General features: G+C 40.6%; 25 protein-coding genes. 15 read left to right on the forward strand and 10 right to left on the reverse strand.

Features of this window, described 5'->3' with window-relative positions; all coding sequences use genetic code 11:
- Together E0H89_RS04880 and E0H89_RS04885 are read left to right on the forward strand one after the other, a co-directional pair.
- A partial coding sequence (locus E0H89_RS04880; protein ID WP_131215005.1) for an AAA family ATPase occupies positions 1–951 on the forward strand: 951 nt, incomplete at its 5' end.
- Positions 944–1,624 carry an HNH endonuclease gene (locus E0H89_RS04885; protein WP_131215007.1) on the forward strand — a complete coding sequence of 227 codons (681 nt, stop codon included), beginning with the start codon at positions 944–946 and terminating at the stop codon, positions 1,622–1,624. The genes E0H89_RS04880 and E0H89_RS04885, both read left to right, overlap by 8 nt.
- A 49-nt stretch (positions 1,625–1,673) precedes the next feature.
- Here E0H89_RS04885 and E0H89_RS04890 read toward each other — a convergent pair whose 3' ends face one another.
- The gene (locus E0H89_RS04890) at positions 1,674–2,723 is read right to left on the reverse strand and encodes a molecular chaperone DnaJ (protein WP_131215009.1); all 1,050 of its coding nucleotides are present in this window, start codon (positions 2,721–2,723) and stop codon (positions 1,674–1,676) included.
- 267 nt (positions 2,724–2,990) lie between these two features.
- Here E0H89_RS04890 and E0H89_RS04895 point away from each other — a divergent pair, with 267 nt between their 5' ends.
- The 5 genes from E0H89_RS04895 (at position 2,991) to E0H89_RS04915 (ending at position 7,191) form a co-directional block, all read left to right on the forward strand.
- Entirely contained in the window at positions 2,991–3,668 is a 678-nt protein-coding gene (locus E0H89_RS04895; RefSeq protein WP_131215011.1) for a DUF421 domain-containing protein, read from the forward strand.
- Positions 3,669–4,004: 336 nt separating this feature from the next.
- Positions 4,005–4,955: a transporter substrate-binding domain-containing protein gene (locus E0H89_RS04900; protein WP_131215013.1), complete on the forward strand. Its 951-nt coding sequence runs from the start codon at positions 4,005–4,007 to the stop codon at positions 4,953–4,955.
- A 69-nt stretch (positions 4,956–5,024) separates the two neighbouring features.
- Positions 5,025–5,768, forward strand: coding sequence for an amino acid ABC transporter permease (locus E0H89_RS04905; protein WP_131215015.1), 744 nt, complete (start codon positions 5,025–5,027; stop codon positions 5,766–5,768).
- On the forward strand, positions 5,768–6,451 hold the full coding sequence (locus E0H89_RS04910) for an ABC transporter permease subunit (protein WP_131215017.1): 684 nt from the start codon (positions 5,768–5,770) through the stop codon (positions 6,449–6,451). Before E0H89_RS04905 ends, E0H89_RS04910 begins: the two co-directional genes overlap by 1 nt.
- Before the next feature lie 14 nt (positions 6,452–6,465).
- Complete coding sequence (locus E0H89_RS04915) at positions 6,466–7,191, forward strand: amino acid ABC transporter ATP-binding protein (RefSeq protein WP_171459134.1); 726 nt, start codon at positions 6,466–6,468, stop codon at positions 7,189–7,191.
- 56 nt (positions 7,192–7,247) lie between these two features.
- Here the strand turns inward: E0H89_RS04915 and E0H89_RS04920 are convergent, their stop codons facing one another.
- The gene (locus E0H89_RS04920; protein ID WP_131215021.1) at positions 7,248–7,985 is read right to left on the reverse strand and encodes a carbonic anhydrase; all 738 of its coding nucleotides are present in this window, start codon (positions 7,983–7,985) and stop codon (positions 7,248–7,250) included.
- Between the two features lie 606 nt (positions 7,986–8,591).
- Between E0H89_RS04920 and E0H89_RS04925 the strand changes: the two genes are divergently transcribed.
- Complete coding sequence (locus tag E0H89_RS04925) at positions 8,592–9,779, forward strand: ammonium transporter (protein WP_131215023.1); 1,188 nt, start codon at positions 8,592–8,594, stop codon at positions 9,777–9,779.
- 133 nt (positions 9,780–9,912) lie between these two features.
- On the opposite strand, the gene E0H89_RS04930 is transcribed toward E0H89_RS04925, so the two are convergent.
- On the reverse strand, positions 9,913–10,599 hold the full coding sequence (locus E0H89_RS04930) for an HAD family hydrolase (protein ID WP_131215025.1): 687 nt from the start codon (positions 10,597–10,599) through the stop codon (positions 9,913–9,915).
- 212 nt (positions 10,600–10,811) lie between these two features.
- Here E0H89_RS04930 and E0H89_RS04935 point away from each other — a divergent pair, with 212 nt between their 5' ends.
- Positions 10,812–11,498, forward strand: coding sequence for a phosphatase PAP2 family protein (locus E0H89_RS04935; RefSeq protein WP_131215027.1), 687 nt, complete (start codon positions 10,812–10,814; stop codon positions 11,496–11,498).
- 8 nt (positions 11,499–11,506) lie between these two features.
- Here E0H89_RS04935 and E0H89_RS04940 read toward each other — a convergent pair whose 3' ends face one another.
- The 5 genes from E0H89_RS04940 to E0H89_RS04960 all read right to left on the reverse strand — a co-directional run bounded on the left by E0H89_RS04940 (position 11,507) and on the right by E0H89_RS04960 (position 17,843).
- Positions 11,507–12,829: an ATP-binding protein gene (locus tag E0H89_RS04940; protein ID WP_131215029.1), complete on the reverse strand. Its 1,323-nt coding sequence runs from the start codon at positions 12,827–12,829 to the stop codon at positions 11,507–11,509.
- 12 nt (positions 12,830–12,841) lie between these two features.
- A complete protein-coding gene (locus tag E0H89_RS04945; RefSeq protein WP_131215032.1) occupies positions 12,842–13,519 on the reverse strand; it encodes a response regulator transcription factor in 678 nt (225 codons plus the stop codon).
- A gap of 9 nt (positions 13,520–13,528) precedes the next feature.
- Entirely contained in the window at positions 13,529–15,196 is a 1,668-nt protein-coding gene (locus E0H89_RS04950) for a phosphoethanolamine transferase (protein WP_131215034.1), read from the reverse strand.
- A gap of 121 nt (positions 15,197–15,317) precedes the next feature.
- Positions 15,318–16,454 (reverse strand): porin, encoded by a 1,137-nt coding sequence (locus E0H89_RS04955; RefSeq protein ID WP_131215035.1) that lies wholly within the window; start codon positions 16,452–16,454, stop codon positions 15,318–15,320.
- A gap of 141 nt (positions 16,455–16,595) precedes the next feature.
- The gene (locus E0H89_RS04960; protein ID WP_131215037.1) at positions 16,596–17,843 is read right to left on the reverse strand and encodes an MFS transporter; all 1,248 of its coding nucleotides are present in this window, start codon (positions 17,841–17,843) and stop codon (positions 16,596–16,598) included.
- A 146-nt stretch (positions 17,844–17,989) separates the two neighbouring features.
- Here E0H89_RS04960 and E0H89_RS04965 point away from each other — a divergent pair, with 146 nt between their 5' ends.
- From E0H89_RS04965 to putP, 5 genes are all read left to right on the forward strand, one after another.
- Positions 17,990–18,616, forward strand: a complete 627-nt coding sequence (locus E0H89_RS04965; RefSeq protein WP_131215039.1) for a lysophospholipid acyltransferase family protein — start codon at positions 17,990–17,992, stop codon at positions 18,614–18,616.
- 73 nt (positions 18,617–18,689) lie between these two features.
- Positions 18,690–19,598, forward strand: coding sequence for a patatin-like phospholipase family protein (locus E0H89_RS04970; protein ID WP_502698402.1), 909 nt, complete (start codon positions 18,690–18,692; stop codon positions 19,596–19,598).
- Between the two features lie 98 nt (positions 19,599–19,696).
- Entirely contained in the window at positions 19,697–20,170 is a 474-nt protein-coding gene (locus E0H89_RS04975; RefSeq protein ID WP_131215043.1) for an NfeD family protein, read from the forward strand.
- A 14-nt stretch (positions 20,171–20,184) separates the two neighbouring features.
- On the forward strand, positions 20,185–21,039 hold the full coding sequence (locus tag E0H89_RS04980) for an SPFH domain-containing protein (RefSeq protein WP_131215045.1): 855 nt from the start codon (positions 20,185–20,187) through the stop codon (positions 21,037–21,039).
- Between the two features lie 179 nt (positions 21,040–21,218).
- Positions 21,219–22,709, forward strand: a complete 1,491-nt coding sequence (putP, locus tag E0H89_RS04985) for a sodium/proline symporter PutP (RefSeq protein WP_131215047.1) — start codon at positions 21,219–21,221, stop codon at positions 22,707–22,709.
- A 94-nt stretch (positions 22,710–22,803) separates the two neighbouring features.
- Here putP and E0H89_RS04990 read toward each other — a convergent pair whose 3' ends face one another.
- Both E0H89_RS04990 and prpF read right to left on the reverse strand, forming a co-directional pair.
- Positions 22,804–23,712, reverse strand: coding sequence for a polyprenyl synthetase family protein (locus E0H89_RS04990; RefSeq protein ID WP_131215048.1), 909 nt, complete (start codon positions 23,710–23,712; stop codon positions 22,804–22,806).
- Positions 23,713–23,866: 154 nt separating this feature from the next.
- The gene (gene prpF, locus E0H89_RS04995; protein WP_131215050.1) at positions 23,867–25,057 is read right to left on the reverse strand and encodes a 2-methylaconitate cis-trans isomerase PrpF; all 1,191 of its coding nucleotides are present in this window, start codon (positions 25,055–25,057) and stop codon (positions 23,867–23,869) included.
- A gap of 320 nt (positions 25,058–25,377) precedes the next feature.
- Here prpF and E0H89_RS05000 point away from each other — a divergent pair, with 320 nt between their 5' ends.
- Positions 25,378–26,733: an amino acid permease gene (locus E0H89_RS05000; protein WP_131215052.1), complete on the forward strand. Its 1,356-nt coding sequence runs from the start codon at positions 25,378–25,380 to the stop codon at positions 26,731–26,733.
- Positions 26,734–26,784: the final 51 nt, after the last annotated feature.

Raw genomic sequence — 26,784 nt, forward strand, 5'->3', positions numbered from 1 at the left:
ATTAAAGATTTAAATAGCCAAATAAAAAAATTTACCAGCACATCAGTTTCAATTAAAATTGATAATAATTTTTGTTTCAGCAAAGATACTAGTAATTTAGTTATAAATTTTTTTAATGCAAAAAGAACAGAAACTTCAGAAAGAATTAAAGACTCTACTGAAATTTCAATTTATTCTGATCTTGATAATTTATTTGAAGAATACTTAATATCACAATTTAAATCAAACACTCCCACAAAAAAACTCATAACAGATGAAGAATTCGAGTATTTAGACTCAAAAAACAGCTGGCTTAATAAAGTAGAAAGTGATTTAAAATATATTTTTGAAGAGAAAAATACTATAATTTCATTTGATAAGTTTCAGAAAAAAATTGTAATTATTTCTGGTGAAAAACACTTTAACATGAATAATCTCTCTTCAGGTTTACAAGCTATTTTTAAAATTTACTCTAGTCTTTTAATGAGAACAAAGCTTGCAAGTATAGATCCAACTGAACTATTTGGAATAGTAGTAATTGATGAAATTGATGTTCATTTACATATTTCACTTCAAAAAAAAGTTATGCCATTTTTAACTAAAGCCTTCCCTAAAATTCAATTTATAGTAAGTACACATTCTCCTTTTGTTATCACTTCAACAGATAATGATACTGTAGTTTATGATATTTCTAGTGGTGATTTTTATGAAGAGGATTTAAGCCGATATTCTTATGAATCTGTAGTTAAAGGTTTATTCCATGTCGATGCACAATCCGAACAACTACAAGCCGAAATTAAAGATATAGCTAGAATTTTAAATCATGAAGCAAATAATTTTGAAGAGCTTAGAAATATATTAAGAAAAATTACTCCTTTTGCTAAACAACTTGATGTTGAATCTAAGTCTTTTTACTTCAAAGCATTAAATCATTTATTAGACAATCAAGAACTAGGAGATCTTGATGTTTAAAGTTACACGATCAGATAAACCTGAAGATTGGGAAAATAAAAACTATAGAGACTCTGCTGTGGTGAAACAATTGAAAAGAGATTTTTTTTCAAAATGTTATATTTGTGAGATGAAAGATTTTGGCAATGTGAATATTGAACATTTTGTTCCCCATTTAAACCAAGACAACGACTTAAAGATCGAATGGGAAAATCTATATTATGCCTGTTCTCATTGTAATGGTATTAAAGGGGCAAGACATCGAGAACTTCTTGATTGCTGTAGCAATGACTATAATGTTGCTGATAAAATTGAGTATTATCCTCCTGTCGTTCCAAATGGTACAGTTACAATAAAGAATGCATGTTCAACTGAACTAGAAATACATGCTTTAACTGAGAAAACTATAGCTTTGTTAAACCAATGTTATAACAATTCTAATAATGGTCCTCAAAATGTTAGTCATTCAACCCTAATTCTAGAAATCCATAAGGAATATGGTTACCTTTGGCAAATTAGATTTGAACTCTTAATTAATAAGGATCGTTATACAGAATTTGAATTGAATCAGGCTATTGAAAAAATCATAAATATGACAAAACCTAATTATCCTTTTTCAGGGTTTTGGAGAACATTCATCAATAATGATCCTGATCTATTAGAAATATTATCTGATAACGATATTCAGTTCTAATTTATCATCGGTGCCGAAACCCTCTCCAAAAGGGAGAGGGAGAAAAGCATTAAAGTACTCTATTCTCCAACAACATCTCCAACCCTTTCACCCGACTCATATATTTAAGCCGTTCCTTTTCCCATTTCACTTGCTGTTTAATGGCTGCTGTGTCGGCATCGATTTGCTTATACAAATCCGAAATTTGAACCTTTCCTTTGGACTTTTGCACTGCAATTTTGGCATTCTCTGACCAAACCAATGAATCAATAATTTCATTTATTTCATCATCAAGTTTTTGACTTTGTGCATCAAGTGCCAATTTATAAAACTTGATTTGATCTGCACTTAAACCTTTTTGCACTGCCCCTCTATTCTGCTCAATCTGTATCTGCAACTTGAGTAAATAAAACAAATCCTGCTGCTCATAAGCGGCATTGGCATATTGCAACATTTCAGTTTTTTCAAGTTTCTTGCTTTCATCCTGTTCACGGTCAGGGTGAATAATGGCAGCAATTTTTAAATAAACAGTTTTTAAAGACTGCTCTGCCATTTTCTCAGCTTGCTCGCGCTTCTCTTGTTGTTTTTTAAGTTTGGCTTGTTCACGTTGCTGTTCGTGCTGTGTACTATCCCATTCATCGAAGGGATCAAATGCTGTTTCCTCTTCATCTGAATCAGTATCTTCAAATTTAGAATCTGTTTCAACGAAAGGCTTTTTCTTGGTTTTCTTCGCGTTGGTATGTTCTGTATGTTGCTGGTAAAAGGTATCAATTTCTTCGACTGTATGGGCTTGTTGCGCTGACAAGGCTTTTGAATCTTTTAAATATGCTGCAAGGTGTTGGATTTTTTCATCAAGCTGCATGACTTCCGCTTTTGAAAAATCACTGCCATGTAAATATTTCCATAATTGTTCAAGCTGCTTAAACAATACAGTGTGTAATTCGTTATAAACCGGCACCAAAGTTTGACGTGCATATTGCTGAATATCGTTTTGAGCTTTTTCCCAAGCTGCCAGGTGTATTTTTTGCTGTTCAATTTTTTCAATCAGACGATTCAGCTTTTTTTGTTGTGGAGAAAGCTCTGCATCTGGCTGAACTGTGATTTTTAAATCGAAAGACATAGGAAAGAAAAAAGCAAAAGAAAAACTATAGCAATATTCCTGACTCAATGACAGATAACAGCAAGTAGTCTAAAGCTAGGCAAAAGTTAAAAGTGCACATTTAGTTATTAGATTATTCATTTTTTTATTGCATAAACCTAGTGACTTTAAATTCAGTAAGTTACTAAAATACTGGCGGTTCTTTACCTAAATATAAACATACGCCCTGCTCTACTCAGGCATAGTATAAGAAGAATGATGAACCAATTATAGAAAGGAACAACATTGATGGATTGGGCAACTATCTTTATTCATGACACCACCTGGACATTTGCCGCAGAAATCACCATACGCGTAGTACTTATGTTTAGCATGATCATGATCTTTCTGCGCCTAACCGGGAAACGCGGTATCCGGCAACTGTCCATTTTTGAGCTGACCATTATTTTATCACTCGGTTCCATTGCCGGTGACCCGATGTTCACTGAAGACCTGCCGCTGATTCAAGCCCTGCTGATCATGAGTATTGTGATCATACTTTATCGTCTGACCACCTGGCTGATGATGAAATACCAGCCTTTTGAAGACTTGATTGAAGGAACATCGCTGTATATTGTGGAAGATGGCATGCTGATTCTGGACAAGATTAAACGCGGAAAAATGTCGCATGATGAATTCTTTGCTGAAATGCGTCAGCAAGGCATCGAACATTTGGGTCAGGTACGTGTCGGCTTGCTGGAAACCGACGGCGAATTTAGTATTTTGTTGTTCAAACCTGAGGAAGTACGTTATGGTCTACCCCTTTTTCCTAAAAAATATAAGGAAGTCAAGCAGGTAGAATCAGAAACCTATTATGCCTGTATGTACTGCGGTTATGTCGATTATATTTCCAAGCCCGATCAGCAATGTTCACGTTGCCAATGCTGCCGCTGGGCCAAAGCCATGAATGATCAAATGATAAGATAAAATAGTATAAAAACTAAATACTTTTGTCTTTTGCTCAAATGAAGCCCTGTTAAACTTTAGTCGTGAGTCTGAAAATCAGACTCAATCTGGCATGTTTTCTGCTGCAGTTAAAGTCACGTGCTATACAGCTTTTGACCTAAAAACTGGTTATTTCCTCAATATTTATCATTAACAAATTCTGCCAAAATTTTGCTTGAGCAATTGTTCAAAACTCGCTTAAGATGAAATCTGATGTATGTATATACATAAAAGAAAACATCTTTTGCATATAAACCGGTGGCGTTCCACCCACAATTCAGCACTTGATGATAATGAAATAAAAAAGGAGTTTTATAGATGACACATAAACGCAGCGTAACATCCCTACTTTGTGCAAGCGCGCTCATGCTTGGTCTGAGTGCTTGTAGTGATAATAAAGCTCCAACATCGGGTGAAAAGGCAGCGGGAACCAGTACCGATGCTGCCACTTCAGGTACCCTCGATAAAATCAAAAAATCTGGCACCATTGTGCTGGGCTATCGCGATTCCTCTATTCCGTTCTCTTATATTGCAAACAATCCAAATCAACCGGTCGGTTATGCGCATGACCTGCAATTAAAAGTGGTCGATGCTGTTAAACAAAAACTGAATATGCCGGACTTAAAAATTCGCTATAACCTGGTGACCAGCCAAAACCGTATTCCGCTGGTTTCAAATGGCACGGTCGATTTGGAATGTGGCTCAACCACCAACAACAAGGAACGTCAGCAACAGGTCGATTTCTCTGTAGGTTTCTTTGAAGTCGGTTCTCGTCTGCTTACCGCCAAAAATTCTGGGGTGAAAGATTTTACGGATCTAAAAGGCAAAAAACTGGTTACTACAGCCGGAACAACCTCTGAGCGTTATATCCGTCAGCATCAGCAGGAACTCGGGATTGGTGAAATTATTTCTGCCAAAGACCATGCTGAATCGTTCCTGATGCTACAAAACGGACGTGCCGCTGCCTTTATGATGGATGACATCCTACTTGCCGGTGAAAAATCTAAAGCCGCTGATCCAAATAAGTGGGAAATTGTCGGTACAGCCCCAATTCACGAAATTTATGGCTGTATGCTGCGTAAAGGTGACACCGGTTTTAAACAAGTGGTCGATGATGCGATTAAAGCCACGTATAGTTCCGGTGAAATCAATAAAATGTATGAAAAATGGTTCCAGCAACCGATTCCACCAAAAAATATTAATCTAAACTTCAAAATGTCAGATCAGCTTAAAGCGTTAATTGCTACACCGCACGATCGCGATCAATAAACTTTAAAACAACATACTTTCAAGATCAGGTAAATATGGATTTTTACCTGATTCTTCGGTGGAGTCACTATGAATTATAGTTGGAATTGGAGTGTTTTGTGGCAATCCACAGGGGTCGGTGATAGTACCTATTTGCAATGGGTTTTAGTGGGTCTGGGCTGGTTGTTGGTGATTGCCCTTGTCGCGTGGAGCATTGCCATGGTTTTGGGCAGTATTCTGGGCATCATGCGGACCTTGCCAAATAAAACTGCACGCGCCATTGGTACAGGCTATGTCACTATTTTCCGAAATATACCCTTGCTGATTCAATTATTTATCTGGTTTTATGTGGTTCCCAACTTTTTACCCTCAGTCATTCGCGACTGGTGGATCAATGACCTGGGTGCCAACACCACAGCCCTGATTTCAGCCAGTGTCGGTTTGGGTTTATTCACCGCTGCACGGGTCTGTGAACAGGTACGTACAGGCATTGAAGCCTTGCCGGTCGGCCAGGTGAATGCCGGCTATGCCATGGGTTTTAGTACTGCTCAGCTCTATCGCTATGTAATTTTACCGCAGTCCTTTCGTACCATTTTGCCACCGCTCAGTTCAGAGCTGACCAACTGTGTAAAAAATACTTCCGTTGCTTCACTGGTGGGAGTTGCAGAAATTATTTCCCAAATGAAAACCATCAGTGAATACACGCAAAATACCATTGAAATTTACACCATTGTGACCGTAATTTTCATTGTGATTAACGTGTGTTTAATCTCTGCGATGACCCTGCTGGAAAAACGCTTATATGTACCCGGTTTAATTGCAGGAGGTAAATAATGGAATGGCTCTCTGCATTTTTAAATGACTTACAACTGTCTGGTCCTGCCTTATGGCATGGCTTTAGTATCACTTTAAAAGTGGTCTGTATTGCAACCGTCGGTGGTATTCTGATTGGCACCATTTTGGCTTTAATGCGTTTATCTTCCATTAAAGTGTTGAACTGGATTGCACAAGGCTACGTAAACCTGTTTCGTTCCATTCCTTTACTGCTGGTATTGATGTGGTTCTACTTCGCGGTGCCTTTTATTTATACCGCAGTTACGGGAAATTACCTGACCATTGATACCGCATTGGTCTCCAGCATTGTTGCCTTTATGCTATTTGAAGCAGCTTATTTTTCTGAAATTGTACGTGCCGGCATTCAGTCGATTCCGCGCGGACAATCCGCTGCAGCTTCGGCTTTAGGCATGAGTTATGGGCAATCTATGCGACTCATTATCTTGCCGCAAGCCTTTCGTAAAATGACGCCTTTGCTACTGCAACAAACCATTATCTTATTTCAGGATTCAACCATGGTCTATGCCATCGGTTTACTGGACTTTTTCAGAACCAACTATGTCCGTGGTGACCTGATGTCATTACTGACCCAGTACATTTTATTTGCAGGGCTGGTATATTTCACCATTAGTCTTTTGGCCACGTATGCTGTTAAAAAATTACAAAGAAGGTTACACGTATGAATGATAACAAAGTGATGATCGACATTCAGAACGTGAGTAAATGGTACGATAAATTTCAGGTACTCACAGATTGTACAACGCAAATTCGTCAAGGTGAAGTGGTGGTGGTCTGTGGTCCTTCGGGTTCGGGGAAATCGACCCTGATTAAAACGGTGAATGGTCTGGAAGCCTTTCAGCAAGGCACTATTATGGTAGATGGCATTTCGATTAAAGACCCGAAAACCAATTTAAACCTATTGCGCAGTCGTGTCGGTATGGTGTTTCAGCATTTTGAGTTATTTCCACATTTAACCATTACTGAAAATTTAACCATTGCCCAGATTAAAGTTTTGGGACGTTCTGAAGCCGAAGCCAAGAAAAAAGGTTTGGCATATCTAGATCGGGTTGGACTGAGTGCTCAGGCGGATAAATTTCCTGCACAACTTTCCGGTGGACAGCAACAACGGGTTGCCATTGCCCGTGCGTTGAGTATGGATCCAATTGCCATGCTGTTTGATGAACCGACCTCGGCACTTGACCCTGAAATGATTACCGAAGTTTTAGACGTGATGGTGGGACTGGCCAAAGAAGGCATGACCATGATGTGTGTCACGCATGAAATGGGCTTTGCACGTCAGGTGGCTAACCGGGTAATCTTTATGGATCAGGGGAAAATTGTAGAAGACTGTACTAAAGATGAATTCTTTAATACCCAGCGTGGCGAACGCGCTCAGCAGTTCCTGAATAAAATTTTGCATTAAACCTGAACATATTTAAAAAGCAGATCATAAGATCTGCTTTTTTTATGGGGAAAAAATTATTCAAGCACCAAGCGTGCATTGGTCGGCTGTACCGGCCGGTTATTCGGATGTTCCAGCAAACTTGAAAATGCCTTGATTTGTTGTTTCGAAGCTTGTTGAATATCTTTAAGCACAATCCAGCGTACGCCTTCAGAACACGGTGGCGTAGTGAGCGAACCATTAAAACGATAATAATCTAATTTTTCAGGTAAGAAGGCAGCGGCTAAATCTTGATGTTTCAACTGTACCGCATTGCCTGCTTTTTTCGGCAATTCTTTCCAGAGTTGTTTCAGTTTTTTATTTTCCTGACCTTCATCAAACATCACAGCAATAACGGCTAACTCGCCTTGTTCAGTGGCATGTACCAAATGCATTTCCATGGCAAAGCTTTTGCCTTTAATGGTATTTTCGCTTGGACTATGTAAATGAAATTGTTTGAGATGAAAAAGTTTATGATCTAATTCCAGGGTATTGCCTTCGGCAAAATTAATTTGCACAGTCCGATGATTATTAATAATCGTATCCGCTTTTGAACTGTAATTTAATTTTAAAGCCGGTAGTTTTGCCGATATGGTTTGATCAATATTAATAGGTGCTTGATTGACTCCTTCACAGGCTTGATATTCAGGCTTAATCTTGCCCCATTGTGCCGGTGCAGTCTGTTTTGCATAACCCCAGTCAAACAGTGTGCCTTCTGCTGCAAATGAATAATTAAACCCAACCAATGCCATTACCGCAAGCATACTCCGCTTCATTATTAAATCCTAAAATATAATATAAAATGAAGACTTATCTTCTAGAGTTAACACTTTGAACGCAAAACTAAAACTACCATTTCGTTATAGGTTTTGTATCCAATATCGTTTAATTATTCACCTTATTTGCTTTAAATAAATTCAGTTTCCCCTACTTCATTTTTATCTCGCTCATCTTTCCTTTAGATTTTGCAAATTTCAAATCAGAGTAATTTTTCAAAACGCACCATAATTGCTGATAAAAACAGCTAAAACTGCTTCATCAAAATGTATTGCTTACTTTATCTTTAAATTATTTTTAATATTTTAGATCAATAACATTGCCACTATTCAGTGCCAAGAGAAAAAGCCGAAAAAATAGACAAAATCACAAGTCCTAAATTTAATTTAGTAATCATATATTTATATATACTTTAATTTAAATCGTTTGCCTTAAATTGGTGCATGAAATACATCTAAAAATCATACTTTGCTTTATATCGAGTCTTAAGCATTTTTTTGCATGAATTATCAATATTTCCCTTTTTCAAAGCTCTTCCTCAATTCCTAAGCCTCGATATACTGATCTTCTTTTTGTGAAAAACAGCACTAAAATGGGGCTAAAATATGCAAAATATAGATTTACTCTTTCTCCTTCTTGGTGCGGTTTTAGTTTTAGCCATGCATGCAGGTTTTGCATTTTTGGAGCTGGGCACAGTACGACACAAAAACCAGGTCAATGCACTCAGCAAAATTCTGACTGATTTCTCCATTTCAGCCATCGCCTACTTTTTTGTTGGCTATTACATTGCTTATGGACAACATTTTTTCCATATTGGCGCAACCTTAGCTGCGGATCATGGCTATAACCTGATGCGTTGTTTCTTCCTGCTGACTTTTGCTGCGGCTATTCCTGCCATAATTTCTGGCGGTATTGCTGAACGTGCCAAAATGCGTTCCCAAGCGATTGCTACCTTATTATTGGTCGCCTTGATCTATCCTTTTTTTGAAGGCATTGCCTGGAATGGCAACTTGGGACTGCAAAAATGGTTAGCAAGCACATTTGGTGCAAGTTTCCATGACTTTGCCGGTTCTGTGGTGGTGCATGCGATGGGCGGATGGATTGCTTTAGTGGCAGTGCTTTTACTTGGTGCGCGTTATGGCCGTTATAAAAAAGATGGCAGAGTGAGCGCACACCCTCCTTCTTCCATTCCGTTTCTGGCTTTAGGTTCCTGGATCTTAATCGTCGGCTGGTTTGGTTTTAACGTGATGAGCGCGCAACGTCTGGATGCCATTTCAGGTCTGGTTGCGATTAACTCACTCATGGCGATGGTCGGTGGAACACTGGCTGCCAACTTCATGGGTAAAAATGACCCGGGCTTTTTACACAATGGTCCTTTGGCAGGCTTGGTGGCCATCTGTGCAGGTTCTGATGTGGTACATCCGGTTGGAGCGCTTATAATTGGAGCAGTTGCAGGTATGATCTTCGTGAAACTCTTTACCTATACGCAAAATAAACTTAAAGTCGATGACGTCTTGGGTGTTTGGCCATTACACGGCGTATGTGGAACATTTGGTGGCTTGGCCGTGGGTGTCTTCGGACAACAATGGTTAGGCGGTTTAGGCAATGTTTCCATGATTTCCCAAATCATTGGGACACTCCTGGCAATCTCGATTGCACTTACTGGCGGCTTTCTGGTTTACGGTGCACTCAAAATCACCATGGGCATCCGTTTATCCCAAGAAGATGAATTTCGGGGTGCAGACTTATCTATCCACAAAATTTCAGCCAATTCAGAAGAAACTATTTTTTAAACTGATTTTTAAACCTGATCTTTAAACCTGCTTTTAAACTTAATACGATTTTCAGCGCGACTCGAAAGAGTCGCTTTTTTTATCTCTATAAATGTCACTTCTATTTCTAATAATAGATAAGTAACAAGGACTATTATAAATATTGCTTAATTTCAGCTAAATTTTGAATCGTATGCTTTGGCTGCTGACCTTCAACCTCATGAAACCCTTTCAACCATACAGCCTGCATGCCGGCATGGGTGGCGCCTTGTATATCATTTACTGGATGATCACCAATAAAAAGACAATGTTGCGGCTCAACAGCCAATTGACGGCTGGTATGCAGAAAAATTTCAGGATTCGGTTTACTCATCCCGACCAATTCAGAACTGACAATTTCATTAAAATAATGACTAAAACCCAAGCCTTGCAAAATGGTTAAACGCGTGGCATGTCCACCATTGGAAATGACTGCCAGTTTATAACCCTGTTGTTTTAGATCGGACAACAGATGATTTGCGCCTGGCATGGCAACAGCGGACAATCCAAATTGCTGAAACCAGAACTGAGTGAGTTCATCCAAGTCCGGCAGACTGCTCCACGTCAGTTCTTGTTGCAGCGCATATGCCACGGAAGCCGCAATACTCGGATGGGTTAACAGCTCTTTTTGGGGATAACCACCATTATCAATACGGCGAATAATCGACTGAATCTGGCTGATCTCAGCATGCGGTAATTGATGCTGATATGTACGAGCCAGATGTTGGCTATACGCCAAAATACTTTGATCACGATGGGTTAAGGTATTATCCAGATCAAATAAAACAGCACGAATCGTCATATTAATACCTCACAGATCTTGTGGGCTAATGTAGCACTGAAGACCTGAATGATTATGCTATTTCCTGAATATGCTTATCAGCATTGGGCACAAAATTATTTTGCACCCTCATCCGATTTTCTAAGAATTTAGTCCGCTATTCAGCCATCACTTAAGTCTAGATTAAGTTTTGCTTGGTGTAATCGCTGAAATAAAATCAATCGATCTTTTTTATGCACGACAAGCAACGCTTCCTCCTCTATCAAGGCTGTTTCTTGGTCATCAGTTTTTGCATGCTTTGGGTCTTCTTTCCAGTCGGTGGATCACTGGACCTTGCCCTGATTCATCCTTGGGTAAGTGAATCAGGGAAATTCTTATTGCGTGATAACTGGTATTTAGCTGAACTGAATCACCGTTATGTCAAAGACCTGATCATTTTGGTCTATGCCAGTTTTTTTATTATATGGCTGGCTTCGTTCAAAGTTGAAAAATTAAAACCGCTACGCTGGACCTATGGCTATTTCTTTTGTATGGTCATTCTTTCAACTTCGATCATTGGATTGTTAAAATCTCAATCCGCCCACGCTTGCCCCTGGAATATCACGATTCCCACATCGCAAGGCTTCTTTTGGGATTTTTCAGCCACCCAAGGACATTGTTTTCCGGGTGGTCATGCCTCTACAGGTTTTGCGCTTATGGCAGGCTATGCGGTGTTTCGCCAATCTGATAAAAAACGCGCCTACTTTTTTCTAATCTCGGGATGTATTTTAGGATTTGCCATGGGTTGGGCACAGATGATGCGTGGAGCACATTTTCTTAGTCATAACCTGTGGACAGCATGGATTATCTGGCTGGTTAATGTGGTTTTTTATTTTTTCAATTACAAGCATTTTTCCACTCCTTCATCTTCTCCAGAGTGATGGATTTTTTAAATTGGTCTGGTCAGCGGCAATTGCACACTCACCTGTAAACCGCCCAGACTGGCACTTGTTGAAAAAGAAATGCTGCCGCCTAACCGTTCCGTGGCTTTATCGACAATAGAAAGACCTAAACCGCTACCCATTTCTAAATGATGATGAATCCGATAAAAACGTTTCAAAATCTGCTGGTGTAACTCGGGGGCAATCCCCGGGCCACTATCTTCGACTTGAACCACGGCAAAACTATCTTGTTCAAATACAGAAACATTAATCACCCCTTGATTCGGCGTGTATTTAATCGCGTTATCAATCAGGTTAAATATAATCGAATGCACCGCTGATTCCTGACTATGCAATACCACATCTTCCTGACGCTCCATCCCCAAATCAATTTCTTTTTGCATGGCTAAGTGAATTAACTGCTCTACGCAATTGGCTGCGACCTGATTCAGTAAAAATTGCTGCTTGCTTTCCACCTCCAGAATTGAAGCATCCTGTTTGGCCAGATTAAGTAACTGGCTGACCAGATGTTGAATCCGAATTAACCCCTTACTTAAATTTTGTAAATTGTGATCTTCTGGAAACTGTTTTAACAGGATCTGCATTTGTAAGTTTAATGCAGTAATCGGCGTGCGTAATTCATGTGCGGCATCGGCAATAAACTGTCGCTGTTCCTGTTGCGAAGATGAAATACGCTCAAATAAATAATTCATTTCCGTAATGGTCGGTACAATTTCAGCAGGATAATCATTGAGTTGTATTGCTCTTAATTCGTCTGAGTCGCGCTGTGCCAATTCAGCTTTAAAGTCATCCAGTGGCTGTAAACTTCGACTGATAATCCAGCTTAAGCCCCAAATCACAAAAGGCATAAACAACAAATAGGGAATAAACATACTGCCGGCAAGCTCGAGTGCCAAACGCTGCCGAGTCGCTTGCTGCTGGCTGACCTGAACCTGATAGTCTTTTAAAGGTAAAACATAAGTATGCCAAATATCTTGGGTGGTTTTATGGGTGTAAAATCCTGCTTTCTGAACCGGATGTAGCAGCAAATTTATAGCATGGGTTTTATGTTCTTGACGTGCATAAGACCAGACATCCACAAACAGATCTTCTTCATGATAATGCTTGGAGGGATCAAACTGGCTTTTTACCGGTTCCGGATCATGTGCCGCGACGCGCTCTGCTAAATTTTTCATCTGCGCATCTAAAACTTCATTAATTTCTTCCAGCGCAATCCGATAAGCTGAAAAAATCAACAAGCAGCCCAAGGCAATACTAAAAACAGAAATATAGATAATCAGGCGTTTTTTTAATGAATACTGTGACTGCACCAAATGCTAACCTTATAGTTGTCCGAGTCGATAGCCTAAACCACGAATGGTACGAATGAAATCTTTGCCCAATTTGGCACGCAAATGATGCACATAGACCTCAATAGTATTACTACTTACTTCGCTATCCAGATCATATAACTTATCTTCTAAATTGGCTTTAGAAAAAATCTTGTTCGGATGACTGACCAAAGGAGTTAAAATCGCCCACTCACGATTGGAGAGATCAATATATTGTCCTTTGAACTTGGCAATATGCTGTTCCACATCCAGAACTAAATCGCCATAACTTAAAATTTTCAGACTGTCTTGCAGTGCCGATTCTGCGCCACTACGGCGTAACAAAGCATGAATACGCGCCAACAATTCATCAAACTCATAGGGCTTGATCAAATAATCATCTGCCCCATTGTTCAATCCGTCTACACGGTTTTGTAATTGATCACGTGCGGAAATAATCAGTACCGGCAAAGCCGGCCACTGCTGACGAATCTGTTTTAACACTTGCATACCGTCCATCATCGGTAAGCCAAGGTCGAGCAAAACAATATCAAACTTTTCCTGGGTCAGTTTTTTTAAACCATCAATCCCATTGTTGACCCATTCCACATCAAATTGCTGATATTTCAATAACGTCATGCTGGATTCAGCAATCATAAAATCATCTTCAATCATTAATATTTTAGTCATGCCTTAAACTCACACTTTCTTTTTTGATTCACATTGCTGCAGCATATTATTCTGTTCATCAATAACCTGGGTTTTAATATCCAACAAACTGAGCAGACTTGGGAACAAGTTATCTTGGCTCAATTCTTTGCTTTTTTGCTTGGCTAAGCAAGCGATTTGTGCAGAATTGTGCTGAGTCCATTCCGGTGAAAACCACATCAGCATTGGAATATGAGTTTGTTGCGTTGGTGCAATGGCATACGGTGAGCCATGTAAATATAAACCATGCTCCCCTGTCGATTCACCATGATCAGATAAATACCAGAAGCCAGCTTGATGGGTGTTATTGCCTTTTAACACCTGAATAATCGAGCTTAAAACATGGTCGGTATAGACAATCGAATTATCATAACTGTTCAATAATTCTGTACTACTACAGCCTTGAATCGCATTGGTATTACAGCTGGGTTTAAACGGTTGGAATTTCTGTGTTGAACGCTGGTAATAAGCAGGTCCATGACTTCCCATTTGATGTATGACAATTAAACGTGGGGTTTTGTCAGCTTCAGGAATCGCTGCAAGATAAGCTTTTAAGCTATCCACCAAAATTTCATCATAACAATCACCATCTTTGGCACACCATTTGTCTTTTAACTGTTGTGGAATTTGATACTGTTCCACTCGATTACACGTCCCTTTACAACCTGAATTGTTGTCTATCCAGGTGACTTTGTAACCTGCTCGCTGTGCAATATCGAGTAGCCCTTCACGGTGACTGGCAAGTTGTGCATCATAATCTGAACGAGGCATCCCGGAGAACATACAAGGTACTGAAACTGCTGTTGCCGTACCGCATGAACTGACCTGATTAAAATTAATGATATCCAGTTTAGAGAGTTCAGGATTGGTATTTTTAGCATAGCCATTTAAAGAAAAACTTTCTGCACGTGCCGTTTCACCGACCACTAAGACCATCAATTTCGGTTTATGCTGTTTACTTACCGGGTCAATCAAATGGGCATCATCACCATAAGTCACTAAAGGCAAATTCTGCGCAGGTTTAGATTTATGATAATAAGAAAGTGTTGATGAGATGGTATTTTGTGGAGAAATCATGCCTTTTAAATCACGATGTTCACGAAAGATTGCTGCATAATCCACATAGAATAGAAATAACAACCCGCCTACTAATAACAATGAAACGATGCTATTGATGAGCTTCTTAGTGACTTTAGATAACAAAACTTCAGGCTTGATACGAACCAAAGCAACCAAAATGAGCGGACAGATCACAAAGCCCACTGTCCACAGTACAAAGCGTAAAGACAATAAGCCCCGGACTTCACGTGCATCGGTTTGCATCATATTCTGAACTTGTTCAGGTGAAATCACCACGCCCAGGCTATTCACAAAATATGCAGTAAAACCACCAATGAAAAGCAATACATAAGCAAATATTTTTGCATTCCATTTCCATTGGATCAGTTGAAAAATGAAGTTATAGGCTGCAACAATCACCAATACGGTTGCCATTAAAAATAAATAGGCTTTAGGGCCTTGGTAAGGCGTTAAATTTTGTATTTTTTGAAAAAAAGCAAAATTAAGAACCATACCCAACCAAATCGCCAGCAATAAATTAAACTGGCTTAATGAAATCGGCTTTATCTTATTGCGTATTGGACTGATTATATTTGACATGATTGCTGGCTAATCTTTTTACTGATGTCTTAATCTAAAATGCCAAACTTAAAACTCACTTAATAAAAGAAAATAATAAAAAAGGCGATGTTTCCATCACCTTTTAAAATCTAGCTACAGATTAGAATCTGTATTCTAGACCTGTACCTAGTACCGGTTGTTTGTCTTCTTTGGAACCTTGCTCAAGGGTTAAATAACCTGCATAACCGTATGCCTTAACTTGCTTGTTAAATGCATAGTCCAGACCTGCAAGAATTTGTTTGGCTTCAAAGTCATTCGGATCGACTGCGTTTGATTTAAAGGCTGTCGTGTTTTGGCTGTATTGCGCTTTTACAGTCCAGGCCTTTGCAGTCGGAAGATTATATTCAGCTCCCAGCAACCAGCCCTGAGCATCATCAATCGTATTTGCTAAAGCAGCTGTAGCAGGATTCGCATTTGGACGGCCTACATCTGAAGTTTGAAAAAGTGCTCTTAATGACAACCCGCTGTCTAAATTTAAACGACCAATCGCACGAATGGTATCCGCTTCAATGGTCTGATTTAGTGCCAGCGTATTTTCTGTAGAAGTCGCATTCAGGAAACCTTTACCATTGAAACGACTTGGAATCGCTTTGTCATAACCTAGACCGACAACAAACAGATTATCGGTGTAGGTAATAGAGGTAGACCATGAATCCCCTAGACCACGACCCGCAACCTTGGTGCCGCCTTTCGTTGATTTAATGGTATCGCCTTCACCAGTTGCCAGTAACGCTTTTGCTTCCAATTTACCGGTACCAATTTTGAATGCGGGTGTCTCATATACAAGAACATTATCAATCCGGTTTTCACCAGCCAAAATTCCATTTACATCAGCTGAATTTTCAATGTAATTATTAAAGGTATCTACAGTTGCAGATAACTGTTTGACTGGCGTATCAATTTTACCGGCTTTTAAAGTCCCTAACTTTTCGTCCTTTAGACCAATCAATAAATTACGTGGAACAAACACATCTGTACCATTTTCACCATCATCGACATAAAAAGTAAATTCCGCTTGATACAAAGCACTTAAACGGTCTGTAAGTTTTTCATCACCTTTTAAACCAATAAACGAGTTGTTTGAACTGAGTTCAACCACATCACGGTCTGCTGTATTGGCATTGTTTTCTGGCAAGTAATCTAGAGTTGCATCCACTTCTCCATAGAAGGTTGGCGCTGCAAAAGTAGCGCCTGCAAGTAGAGTTAAAGCAATTGCTGCTGCAATTTTGGTTTTCATTTTAAATACCCCTAAGTTATTTTGTAACAGATGTTACTGTTTAGAAATATTTAAAAAAATGATTTAGATTTTATTAAGTTATCTTTTTTATTGCTTAGATTTTAAATAGATATTGAATTGAATTAAAAAGCTTTTATCTCATTATTGCAGCGTGGCTTTCCATCTAAGAACAGGCAATAAGCAGATCACTGCAACTACTGTAATGAAGGCTAAATAATCTGCATAACCTAACAGATCACCCAATATTCCGCTTAGGCTATATAGTCCCCCACTGACCGTCGCCATCAACGCCACCTGAAAAGTAAAATCTGTTGCTGCGAAATTTTTGCGGCTGTATTGCATTACCAAAGTCAACATCACCACCAGCAACATGGCTGAAATCATATCTTCAGCGGCATTAATCCCATAAATGAGCCACGGTTTAATTGGTTGTTGTGCTTCATATTGAAAAGCCAACCATGCGTATGCGCCTAAGCTAAAAATTTTTAAAACAGAAAAACTAAGCAGTGCATTGGCACGAGAAATGTACTTCAGACTCAGGCCGGCCAATCCTGCTCCTATAAGTGCAGCCAATGCCCCCAGCATGGTCACATAAATACCAATCTGGGAAAATGTCAGTCCCATATCCACCATTAAAGGTTTCAGTAAAGGACCTGACAAACCATCGGCTACTTTGAACGTGACCAGTACGACCAGCCATAAAGTCAGACTGCGGCTTTGATGAAAATAGTTTAGATAACTTTTAATTTTTTTCCAGCTGAATGCTTCTTTATCAGTCACTTGCTGAATATGCTGGAATCGCACAGGTTCTTTAAAGCATAAAATGGGGAGTGTATTTAAAAGCACCAGTCCTGCCAAAACTAAAAAAGTGATTTTCCAATCCAGCCAGTCCAGTGCCCATAAAATCGCACCACCACCAACAATAAACCCCAAGCGTGAACCAATCACCTGAAAAGTATTGCCCCAATGCTGCTGTTCATTTTTAAGAATATTGACTGCCAAGCCATCGGTTGCAATATCTTGGGTGGCACCGACCAGATTCATGCTGAGTAAAGCCACAAAAAATGCCAGTAAATATTCAGGTTGATTTAAAGCTTGTATCGGCAAAAAGGATAAGCCGATTAGTACTGCAACACTGAGTAACTGGGTGGGAATAATCCAACTGCGATAATGTCCCAAAGCGGAAGATCCAAAACGATCGACCCAGGGTGCCCAAAAAATTTTAATTGACCACGGCAACATCAATAATCCAAAGCCGCCAATATGTGCCAGTGACACACCTTGAGCACGTAAAATCACCGGTAAGGCGTGGGTCATAAAACCCACAGGTAAACCTTGTGCCCAATATAAAGAGAACAACACGATATAAATGTTAGGTGTACCCGGCATAGAGTGCCCTTATGATCAGAACAGGATTGATTATTTATATCAGGCAAGCTGAATGATGCTTTACATTTTGCCAATGAATCTTATTTAACAAAAGCTTAACATTCTTAAAACGCGATAAACTTTTGTCAGGGAGGCGGATAATCACCATGTCAGCACATTTCCCCACATTGCCCGATCAAGTGCCTGCTCGCGGTAGCAGCTTAAGCCGAACGATTTTCAAAAAAATATTTCTTGCCCAAGGCTGGCATTTTGAAGGTGAATTTCCTAACTTGCCTAAAGCCGTCGCGATTATTTCGCCACATACATCCAATATAGATGCCTGGCATGGTTTCACAGCCCTGCTTGGACTGGGCATTAAAATTACCATTTTTGGCAAACACACCTTATTTAACACACCGTTGAAACCCTTACTGGAATGGATTGGTGTGATTCCGGTCAATCGCAGTATTCAGCAAGGTACAACTCAGCAAATTATTAACTTCATTGATACCCAAGAGCAGATCTGGGTCGGTATGGCGCCTGAAGGAACACGCAAACAGGCTGAATCGTTTAGAAGTGGTTTTTATCGTATTGCGCTAGGTGCCAATATTCCGATTGTGATGTTTTCTTTTGATTACAACCGTAAAACCATTTACTGCTTAGGCGTGTTTCAACCGACTGGAAATTATGAACAGGATTTAGAACGGATATTGAACCGATACGTGGGGAAATTTTCTCCGAAAAATCCACAGTGGTTGGCCAAGCCCTTACAAAATCGTATAAAAAATAGCTAGCCAAATCAGGCATTATCTGCTGTCATGTGCGCAACTTTTGTCTATTTAACGCCCACCTTTAATTATGAATCTTGTGCAATACTCTTTCATTGCTCTGCTTACGCTTAGCCTGATTGGCTGTGATAAAGCCACTAAAACCTCCCCACAAACAACCACTATAAAAGCACGTGAACCAGTAGTTGCGATAGCTTTAGGGGGCGGCGGTGCCAAAGGATTTGCCCATATTGGGGTACTGAAAGTTTTAGAATCACATGGCATTAAACCGAAAATTGTCACCGGTACCAGTGCCGGGAGCTTTGTCGGAAGTATTTATGCCAGTGGTAAAACCCCTTATCAATTACAGCAAATTGCACTGACCCTTAAAGAATCTGACATTCGAGATTTGACCTTAAACAGTCAAGGCGTGGTGCAAGGCCAAAAATTGCAAAACTATGTCAACAAGCACATTGCCAACAAGCCGATTGAACAATTTCCGATTCGTTTTGCTGCAGTTGCAACACGTCTGGACACCGGTCGTAAAGCTGAATTTATTAAAGGCAATGCGGGTCAGGCGGTTCGTGCCTCCTGCAGTATCCCGAATGTCTTTGTGCCTGCAACCATTGGTGGAAAACAATATGTCGATGGCGGTTTGGTCAGTCCGATTCCAGTGAAAACAGCCAAGGATATGGGCGCAGATATTGTCATTGCGGTAGATATTTCTGCACGTCCAGTTGGTGGCAAACCCCTAAACATGTGGGGTTTGCTCGACCAAACCATAAACATTATGGGACAACAAAGTATTAATGAAGAACTCAGTCAAGCCACTGTAGTGATTCAACCTAAAGTGGGGCACTTGGGAACTTTAGATTTAAAAGCCAGCAACCAGTCGATTCTGGAAGGTGAAAAAGCCGCCCAACTGAAAATCATCGCGATTGACAAAGCCATTGCCGATTTCAAAAAATCTCCAGCAGCGTTCAAAGCTGCACCAAAAGCCAAAATTTAAAAAAGATGCTTTTTTAATATTCAAAGACTTACTCATCTGCTAAATTGATATAGACGCTTGGTTATCTATATCAATTTTAACAATACACGAGTAGATGTATGGAATTTGCTTTCGAACCTTGGCATTGGTTTGTACTGGGTGTTTTACTCATTCTCTCTGAATTAGTATTGCCCGCTTTTGCTGCACTATGGTTTGGCATTGCAGCCATCATGGTGGGTGTTTTACTGTGGCTGTTCCCGATGATGGGCTTTACCACTCAACTCGTCATCTGGATTGTTTTATCCATACTTTGCACATTACTTTGGTTTAAGTTTATTAAACCGCTTTCAACCGATAAAACCAAAGCCGGTTTATCCCGCGAGGCCACCATTGGTCAAGTCGGCATGGTCATTCAAATTCATATGGAACATGACCTGATTACCGTCCGTTTCCCTATGCCGGTTTTGGGTTCTGACGAGTGGAACTGCCGTAGCTTAGAACCTGTACGTGTTGGAGATCGCGTGCGCGTGGTCGATATTTTAGGTAATGAACTTGTGGTCAAGCCACATCATTCAAATAATGAAAATATATAAAGTGAGGAAATGACATGTCTGGCGGATCTATTATTGTTTTAGCTATCCTGGTTTTTGCAGGCGTTACTATTTTTAAAGGGGTGCGCATTGTTCCTCAAGGTTATAAATGGATTGTACAACGTCTGGGTAAATACCATACCACGCTAACACCGGGTCTCAATTTTGTGATTCCTTATGTTGATGAAGTTGCATATAAAGTCACCACCAAAGACATTGTGATGGATATTCCTTCTCAGGAAGTGATTACCCGTGATAATGCGGTTTTACTGATGAATGCCATGGCCTATATCAATATCACCACTCCGGAAAAAGCAGTGTATGGTATTGAAAACTATACCTGGGCAATTCAAAACCTAGTACAAACCTCACTGCGCTCTATCGTAGGTGAAATGGATCTGGATGATGCTTTGTCATCGCGTGATCATATTAAGGCCAAATTGAAAGCGGCCATTTCTGATGATATTTCTGATTGGGGTATTACACTAAAGACTGTTGAAATTCAGGATATTCAACCTTCAGCTACCATGCAGTCCGCAATGGAAGCGCAAGCAGCGGCCGAACGTCAGCGCCGTGCGACCGTGACCCGAGCAGATGGTGAAAAACAGGCTGCTATTTTAGAAGCAGATGGCCGGTTGGAAGCTTCGCGTCGTGATGCTGAAGCACAAGTAGTCTTGGCTGAATCATCACAACGTGCCATTGAAATGGTGACCTCTGCGGTCGGTGATAAAGAAATTCCGGTGGCTTACTTGCTCGGTGAACAGTATGTCAAAGCCATGCAAGACATGGCGAAATCGAATAACGCCAAAACTGTGGTGTTGCCTGCGGATATCATGAATACCATTCGTGGCGTGATGGGTCGTAATCCATAAACTTTCAATTTTTTATATGAAATAGACAGCTTTAGCTGTCTATTTTTATTTCAGTTGCGAAAAACTCTGCAATCATTGTGAAATTATGCTTAAATTTCGCGTTATTTTTTTGAAATTATTTGTGCTTCTTTTATAAGCCTTTGTTTCGATCTACTGTCCACCTTGTAAATGGATACCGTATGAGCTCCCTGAATCCGACCTTAATTACCTTTCTTTTTTATATTGTCGCCATGATTGCGATTGGCCTGATGGCTTATCGTGCGACAGCCAATTTCTCTGATTATATTTTGGGGGGTCGTCGTTTAGGTAGTTTCGTAACGGCGCTCTCTGCGGGTGCTTCAGATATGAGTGGCTGGTTGCTGATGGGGCTGCCAGGTGCAATTTATCTTTCAGGTTTGTCTGAAATGTGGATTGCCATTGGCTTGATTATTGGTGCATGGCTAAACTGGCGACTGGTTGCCGGACGCCTTCGTGTGCATACCGAAGTTCAGCACAATGCCTTGACTTTGCCAGACTATTTCTCCAATCGTTTTAACGATCAAAAGAAAATCCTGCGTATTGCTTCTGCTTTCATCATTTTGATTTTCTTTGCGATTTATTGTGCTTCAGGCATGGTTGCAGGCGCACGTCTGTTCGAAAGCATGTTTGACATGTCGTATAGCACAGCGCTTTGGATCAGTGCGATTGCGACCATCAGTTATGTATTTATTGGTGGTTTCTTGGCAGTCAGCTGGACGGATACCATTCAGGCCGGCCTGATGATTTTTGCCTTGTTGCTGACGCCTGTAGTTGTGGTTTTAAGCTTTGCCGATATGAATCAAATCACTTTGGCACTTGAAGCGGCTCGTCCGCAAGCCACCGATGTCATAGGCAATTTAAGCTTTGTCGCGATTATTTCATTATTGGCCTGGGGCTTGGGCTATTTTGGTCAACCGCATATTCTGGTGCGTTTTATGGCTGCTGACTCAGTCAAGTCCATTCCCAATGCGCGCCGTATTGGCATGACCTGGATGATTCTTTGCTTAGGTGGTGCAGTGGCTGCCGGTTTCTTTGGTATTGCTTACTTCCAGCAACATCCTGAACTTGCAGGTGCAGTAACTGCCAATCCAGAAACCGTGTTTATGGAACTGACCAAAATTCTGTTTAATCCATGGATTGCAGGTATTGTCTTGGCTGCTATTTTAGCGGCAGTAATGAGTACCTTAAGCTGCCAGTTACTGGTCTGCTCAAGTACCTTAACCGAAGACTTTTACAAATCATTCTTACGCAAAAATGCAACGCAAACAGAACTGGTCTGGATTGGCCGTTTAATGGTGCTAGTGATTGCCTTGCTTGCAATCTGGATGGCTGGAAATCCTGAATCTAAAGTTTTAGGCTTAGTGGCTTATGCATGGGCTGGCTTCGGTGCTGCCTTCGGTCCACTGATTATTCTATCCTTGTTCTGGCGCCGCATGACGCTAAACGGCGCACTTGCCGGTATGCTGATTGGTGCGGTTGTGGTGATTCTCTGGAAAAATATGTTCAGTGCCACGGGGCTGTATGAAATTATTCCAGGCTTTATTTGCTCACTGATTGCGATTGTCGTGGTCAGCTTAATGGGTAAAGCACCAACCGAAGAAATCACCACGCGTTTCGATGAAGGTGATCGTTTATATCAAGACTCTAAATAGTCTTGAGCAAATAATCTGTAGCGCATAAAAAAGAGGACTTATAAGTCCTCTTTTTTAATTCAATTTTTTCCAGATGCCCTTTCAAACTCAATATTTAACTTTTACGCGACAACAAAAACTGTGAGATCTGATTCAGTTCAGCTGCACTGTCACCAAAAATCTCTAAAGCGCGAAAGGCCTGATCATGCAACTCTTTAGCATAGATTTGGGCATTTTCCAAACCCATCAATGCAGGATAAGTCGATTTATCCACTTGCTGGTCTTTGCCGGCGGTTTTTCCTAGAACTTCGGTATCGGAAATAATATCCAGAATGTCATCTTGCACCTGGAAAGCCAGTCCAATCGCTTGGGCATATTCACGTAGTTTAGGAATGGCTTGATCGGTGCCTTCAAACACGCATACCGCAGCCATCATCACCGCGGCGGAAATCAGAGCACCGGTTTTATTGCGATGAATATTTTCCAAAGCTTCCTGATCAACACACTTGCCTTCTGCCTGTAAATCCAGTACCTGACCACAGACCATTTTTGAACTGGCAGTCGCCAAAATCTGCATCTGCTTTAAAACAATAGACGGATCAACCGCAGGGCCTTGATCAAACAGACGGCTGCCTAATATTTCAAAGGCCATCGATTGCAAAAGATCGCCGGCCAGTAAGGCAGTATCTTCACCAAAAGCCACATGACAGGTTGGCTGACCGCGACGCAGTAAATCATTATCCATACACGGCAAATCATCGTGTGCCAATGAATAACAATGAATCATTTCAATGGCTACTGCCGCACGGCGTACTGCCGCAAAATTTGCATTCGGTTTAATGGCTGCTGTTGCATAACAAAGCGCTGGACGTACACGCTTACCACCGAGCATCACCGCATGATGCACCGCCCCTTTTAAAGGTTCTGGAATGGAAAATGCGTCTAATGCCGTCAATAAATCGTGTTGGATACGTTGCTGTGCTTGGGTTAATACATTTGCATGTACGTCAGTTAAAGATGACACATTCGCCTCGAATACTTTGCTTTGGTGAGTAAATCTAAATCCACAGAAATACTGCCAGATCTAGCTTAATCTAATCTACAACGCTCTTGTCATCATCGACAGAGAACTTGCGACTCATCATACTGCTTTCTCGCAAGATTCTCTATCTGGTTTATTATTTCAAGCTATCTTTAGGAATTCGCACCCAGCCCTCCATCAACACGCGTGCACTACGGCTCATTACCGCCTTTTTCACCTGCCATTGTCCATTTTCCTGCACTGCTTGCGCACCGACGCGTAAAGTCCCTGAGGGATGACCAAAACGTACCGCTTCACGCGCCCCACCGCCTGCAGCCAAATTCACCAGTGTTCCCGGAATCGCAGCGGCTGTTCCAATGGCGACAGCAGCTGTTCCCATCATGGCATGATGCAATTTACCCATCGACAAGGCACGAACCAGTAAATCGACATCACCGGTTTGAATGTCTTTACCGCTTGAAGATATATAAGCTTTAGGTTTAGAAACAAAGGCAATTTTAGGGGTATGTTGACGCTTTTCAGCTTCAGAAATGTCTTGGATTAACCCCATTTGTTTTGCACCATAGGCACGGATGGTTTCAAACCGTGCCAGTGCCTGAGCATCGCCATTAATCGCGTCTTGCAATTCAGTGCCCGCATAGCCAATCTCTTCAGCATTTAAGAAGATAGTCGGAATACCGGCATTAATGAATGTCGCTTGGAAAGTCCCGATATTCGGAACTTCAAAAGTATCGACGACATTACCCGTTGGAAACATTGCACCACCCTCTTCGCCATCATCGGCAGGGTCTAGAAATTCAATCTGAACTTCTGCTGCAGGGAAAGTCACGCCATCGAGTTCAAAGTCCCCAGTTTCCTGCACTTGTCCATTGGTGATGGGCACATGCGCAATAATGGTTTTTTCAATATTCACTTGCCAGATTCGTACCGTACAGATGCCATTTTCAGGAATACGTTCTGCACTGACCAAGCCGTTTGAAATCGCAAATGAACCGACGGCAGCAGTCAAGTTGCCACAGTTTCCACTCCAGTCGACAAAAGGTTGATCAATCGCCACCTGCCCAAATAAATAATCCACATCATGTTCAGGCTGTGAACTTTTGGCCAAGATCACGGTTTTACTGGTACTTGAACTTGCTCCACCCATGCCATCAATTTGCTTGCCATATGGATCTGGACTGCCAATCACACGCAATAACAATTGATCACGCACTTTTCCAGGCTGCTGTGCTGCTTCCGGTAAGTCATCCAGTTTAAAGAAAACCCCTTTACTGGTACCACCACGCATATAGGTTGCTGGAATTTTGATTTGTGGAGCAAAACTCATTTTATTGATCCTTGATATTTATCATTGTTTTAAACAACATCTGGGCAATGTTGATCACTTTTATCATAATGCTTTTTTCAGCAAAAACCTTTGTTACAGGACTTAAGTATAAAAAAGAACCGCTTAATCTTATTGATAAAAACCCTTTATAACTTACAAGTCATTGTATTAATAAAACTAATCTATTGATTCGTTTGTTAATTATATAAAAATTCTATTCTTAACTTATTCACATAACAGTGACCAGGCTAGTGTTGTACTAGGCTAATACAAATCAATCCATTACAATCACAAACTTATCCATTGTCGGGCTGAGTACTTTGAACAACGAGTCTTCTACACTTCAGCGTGGCTTAAAGAACCGTCATATCCAACTCATCGCCATGGGCGGAGCAATTGGTACAGGCTTATTCTTAGGTTCCGCACAGGTGATTCAATCTGCAGGTCCTTCCATCATTTTGGGTTATGCCATTGGTGGTTTGATTGCATTTTTAATCATGCGTCAACTGGGTGAAATGATTGTACATGAGCCTGTAGCAGGATCATTCAGCCATTTTGCCTTTAAATATTGGGGGAAATTTCCCGGCTTTTTAGCGGGTTGGAATTACTGGATTTTATATATTTTAGTAGCAATGACAGAGCTGACTGCTGTCGCTAAATATATTAATTACTGGTGGCCTTTTATTCCTGCATGGGCATCGGTACTGTTCTTTTTCGTTGTTATCACCTTGGTCAATCTCGGCAATGTGAAATTTTATGGTGAATCGGAATTCTGGCTTTCTATCATCAAAGTAACCGCTGTTATTTCCATGATTGTCTTTGGTGTGTATCTACTGCTCACCGCAGATGCAGGCTCAAACTCTTCATTTAGCAATCTTTGGACACATGGTGGTTTCTTCCCGAATGGTTTTGAAGGCCTGTTTTATATGCTTGCCTTCCTCATGTTCGCCTTTGGTGGGATTGAGCTGATCGGGATGGCTGCGGCAGAAGCTAAAGATCCTGAAAAAACTATTCCTAAAGCCATTAATCAGGTGGTGTTCCGAATTTTACTGTTCTATATCGGTTCATTGACGATTCTTTTATCGTTGGTGCCATGGAATCAGCTTGAGTTAGGTGGTCTGGATAAAAGTCCATTTGTAATGATTTTCAGTCAACTCGGTATTGGCTGGGCAGCTCACTTACTGAATTTCATTATCTTGACTGCGGCGCTGTCTGTTTATAACAGCGGCATGTATGCCAATAGCCGTATGCTGTTTGGCTTGGCACAACAAGGCAATGCACCTAAAGTATTTAATAAAGTAAATAAACAGGGGGTGCCTATCCCTGCTGTTTTATTTTCCGCACTGTTAATTTTTGGTTGTGTACTTTTAAACTACTTTGTGCCAGAAAATGCCTTAAGCCATCTAATATATGTGGTGGTGGGTGCATTAGTACTCAACTGGGCCATGATTACATTGACGCACTTGAAATTTAGACAGGCGATCAAACAAGCTTCCATCCAAACCAAGTTTCCTGCACTTTGGTCTCCAATCAGTAATTATTTAGTACTCCTCTTCATTGCGACCGTACTTTATATTATGTGGATGCAAGGTTTTAAAGAATCTGTACTGATGATTCCGATCTGGATTGTGATCATGTTTGGTCTATTTAAAGTACTCAAGATGAATAAAACTTAAGCATAAACCTTAAAGATCTGTCTTTTAAAAAGTTATTGTTTCGACAATAAC

It is taken from the genome of Acinetobacter sp. ANC 3781, from assembly GCF_004331285.1.
GTDB lineage: Bacteria > Pseudomonadota > Gammaproteobacteria > Pseudomonadales > Moraxellaceae > Acinetobacter.

Bases quoted from the DNA above. Each gene is read 5' to 3' on its own strand.
- E0H89_RS04965 (WP_131215039.1), top strand. From the start codon at position 17,990: ATGTCAGCACATTTCCCCACATTGCCCGATCAAGTGCCTGCTCGCGGT.
- E0H89_RS04950 (WP_131215034.1), bottom strand. From the start codon at position 15,196: ATGTCAAATATAATCAGTCCAATACGCAATAAGATAAAGCCGATTTCA.
- E0H89_RS04925 (WP_131215023.1), top strand. From the start codon at position 8,592: ATGCAAAATATAGATTTACTCTTTCTCCTTCTTGGTGCGGTTTTAGTT.
- E0H89_RS04935 (WP_131215027.1), top strand. From the start codon at position 10,812: ATGCACGACAAGCAACGCTTCCTCCTCTATCAAGGCTGTTTCTTGGTC.
- E0H89_RS04945 (WP_131215032.1), bottom strand. From the start codon at position 13,519: ATGACTAAAATATTAATGATTGAAGATGATTTTATGATTGCTGAATCC.
- E0H89_RS04905 (WP_131215015.1), top strand. From the start codon at position 5,025: ATGAATTATAGTTGGAATTGGAGTGTTTTGTGGCAATCCACAGGGGTC.
- E0H89_RS04975 (WP_131215043.1), top strand. From the start codon at position 19,697: ATGGAATTTGCTTTCGAACCTTGGCATTGGTTTGTACTGGGTGTTTTA.
- putP (WP_131215047.1), top strand. From the start codon at position 21,219: ATGAGCTCCCTGAATCCGACCTTAATTACCTTTCTTTTTTATATTGTC.
- E0H89_RS04960 (WP_131215037.1), bottom strand. From the start codon at position 17,843: ATGCCGGGTACACCTAACATTTATATCGTGTTGTTCTCTTTATATTGG.
- prpF (WP_131215050.1), bottom strand. From the start codon at position 25,057: ATGAGTTTTGCTCCACAAATCAAAATTCCAGCAACCTATATGCGTGGT.
- E0H89_RS04890 (WP_131215009.1), bottom strand. From the start codon at position 2,723: ATGTCTTTCGATTTAAAAATCACAGTTCAGCCAGATGCAGAGCTTTCT.
- E0H89_RS04885 (WP_131215007.1), top strand. From the start codon at position 944: ATGTTTAAAGTTACACGATCAGATAAACCTGAAGATTGGGAAAATAAA.
- E0H89_RS04910 (WP_131215017.1), top strand. From the start codon at position 5,768: ATGGAATGGCTCTCTGCATTTTTAAATGACTTACAACTGTCTGGTCCT.
- E0H89_RS04895 (WP_131215011.1), top strand. From the start codon at position 2,991: ATGGATTGGGCAACTATCTTTATTCATGACACCACCTGGACATTTGCC.
- E0H89_RS04920 (WP_131215021.1), bottom strand. From the start codon at position 7,985: ATGAAGCGGAGTATGCTTGCGGTAATGGCATTGGTTGGGTTTAATTAT.
- E0H89_RS04915 (WP_171459134.1), top strand. From the start codon at position 6,466: ATGATCGACATTCAGAACGTGAGTAAATGGTACGATAAATTTCAGGTA.
- E0H89_RS04955 (WP_131215035.1), bottom strand. From the start codon at position 16,454: ATGAAAACCAAAATTGCAGCAGCAATTGCTTTAACTCTACTTGCAGGC.
- E0H89_RS04980 (WP_131215045.1), top strand. From the start codon at position 20,185: ATGTCTGGCGGATCTATTATTGTTTTAGCTATCCTGGTTTTTGCAGGC.
- E0H89_RS04900 (WP_131215013.1), top strand. From the start codon at position 4,005: ATGACACATAAACGCAGCGTAACATCCCTACTTTGTGCAAGCGCGCTC.
- E0H89_RS04930 (WP_131215025.1), bottom strand. From the start codon at position 10,599: ATGACGATTCGTGCTGTTTTATTTGATCTGGATAATACCTTAACCCAT.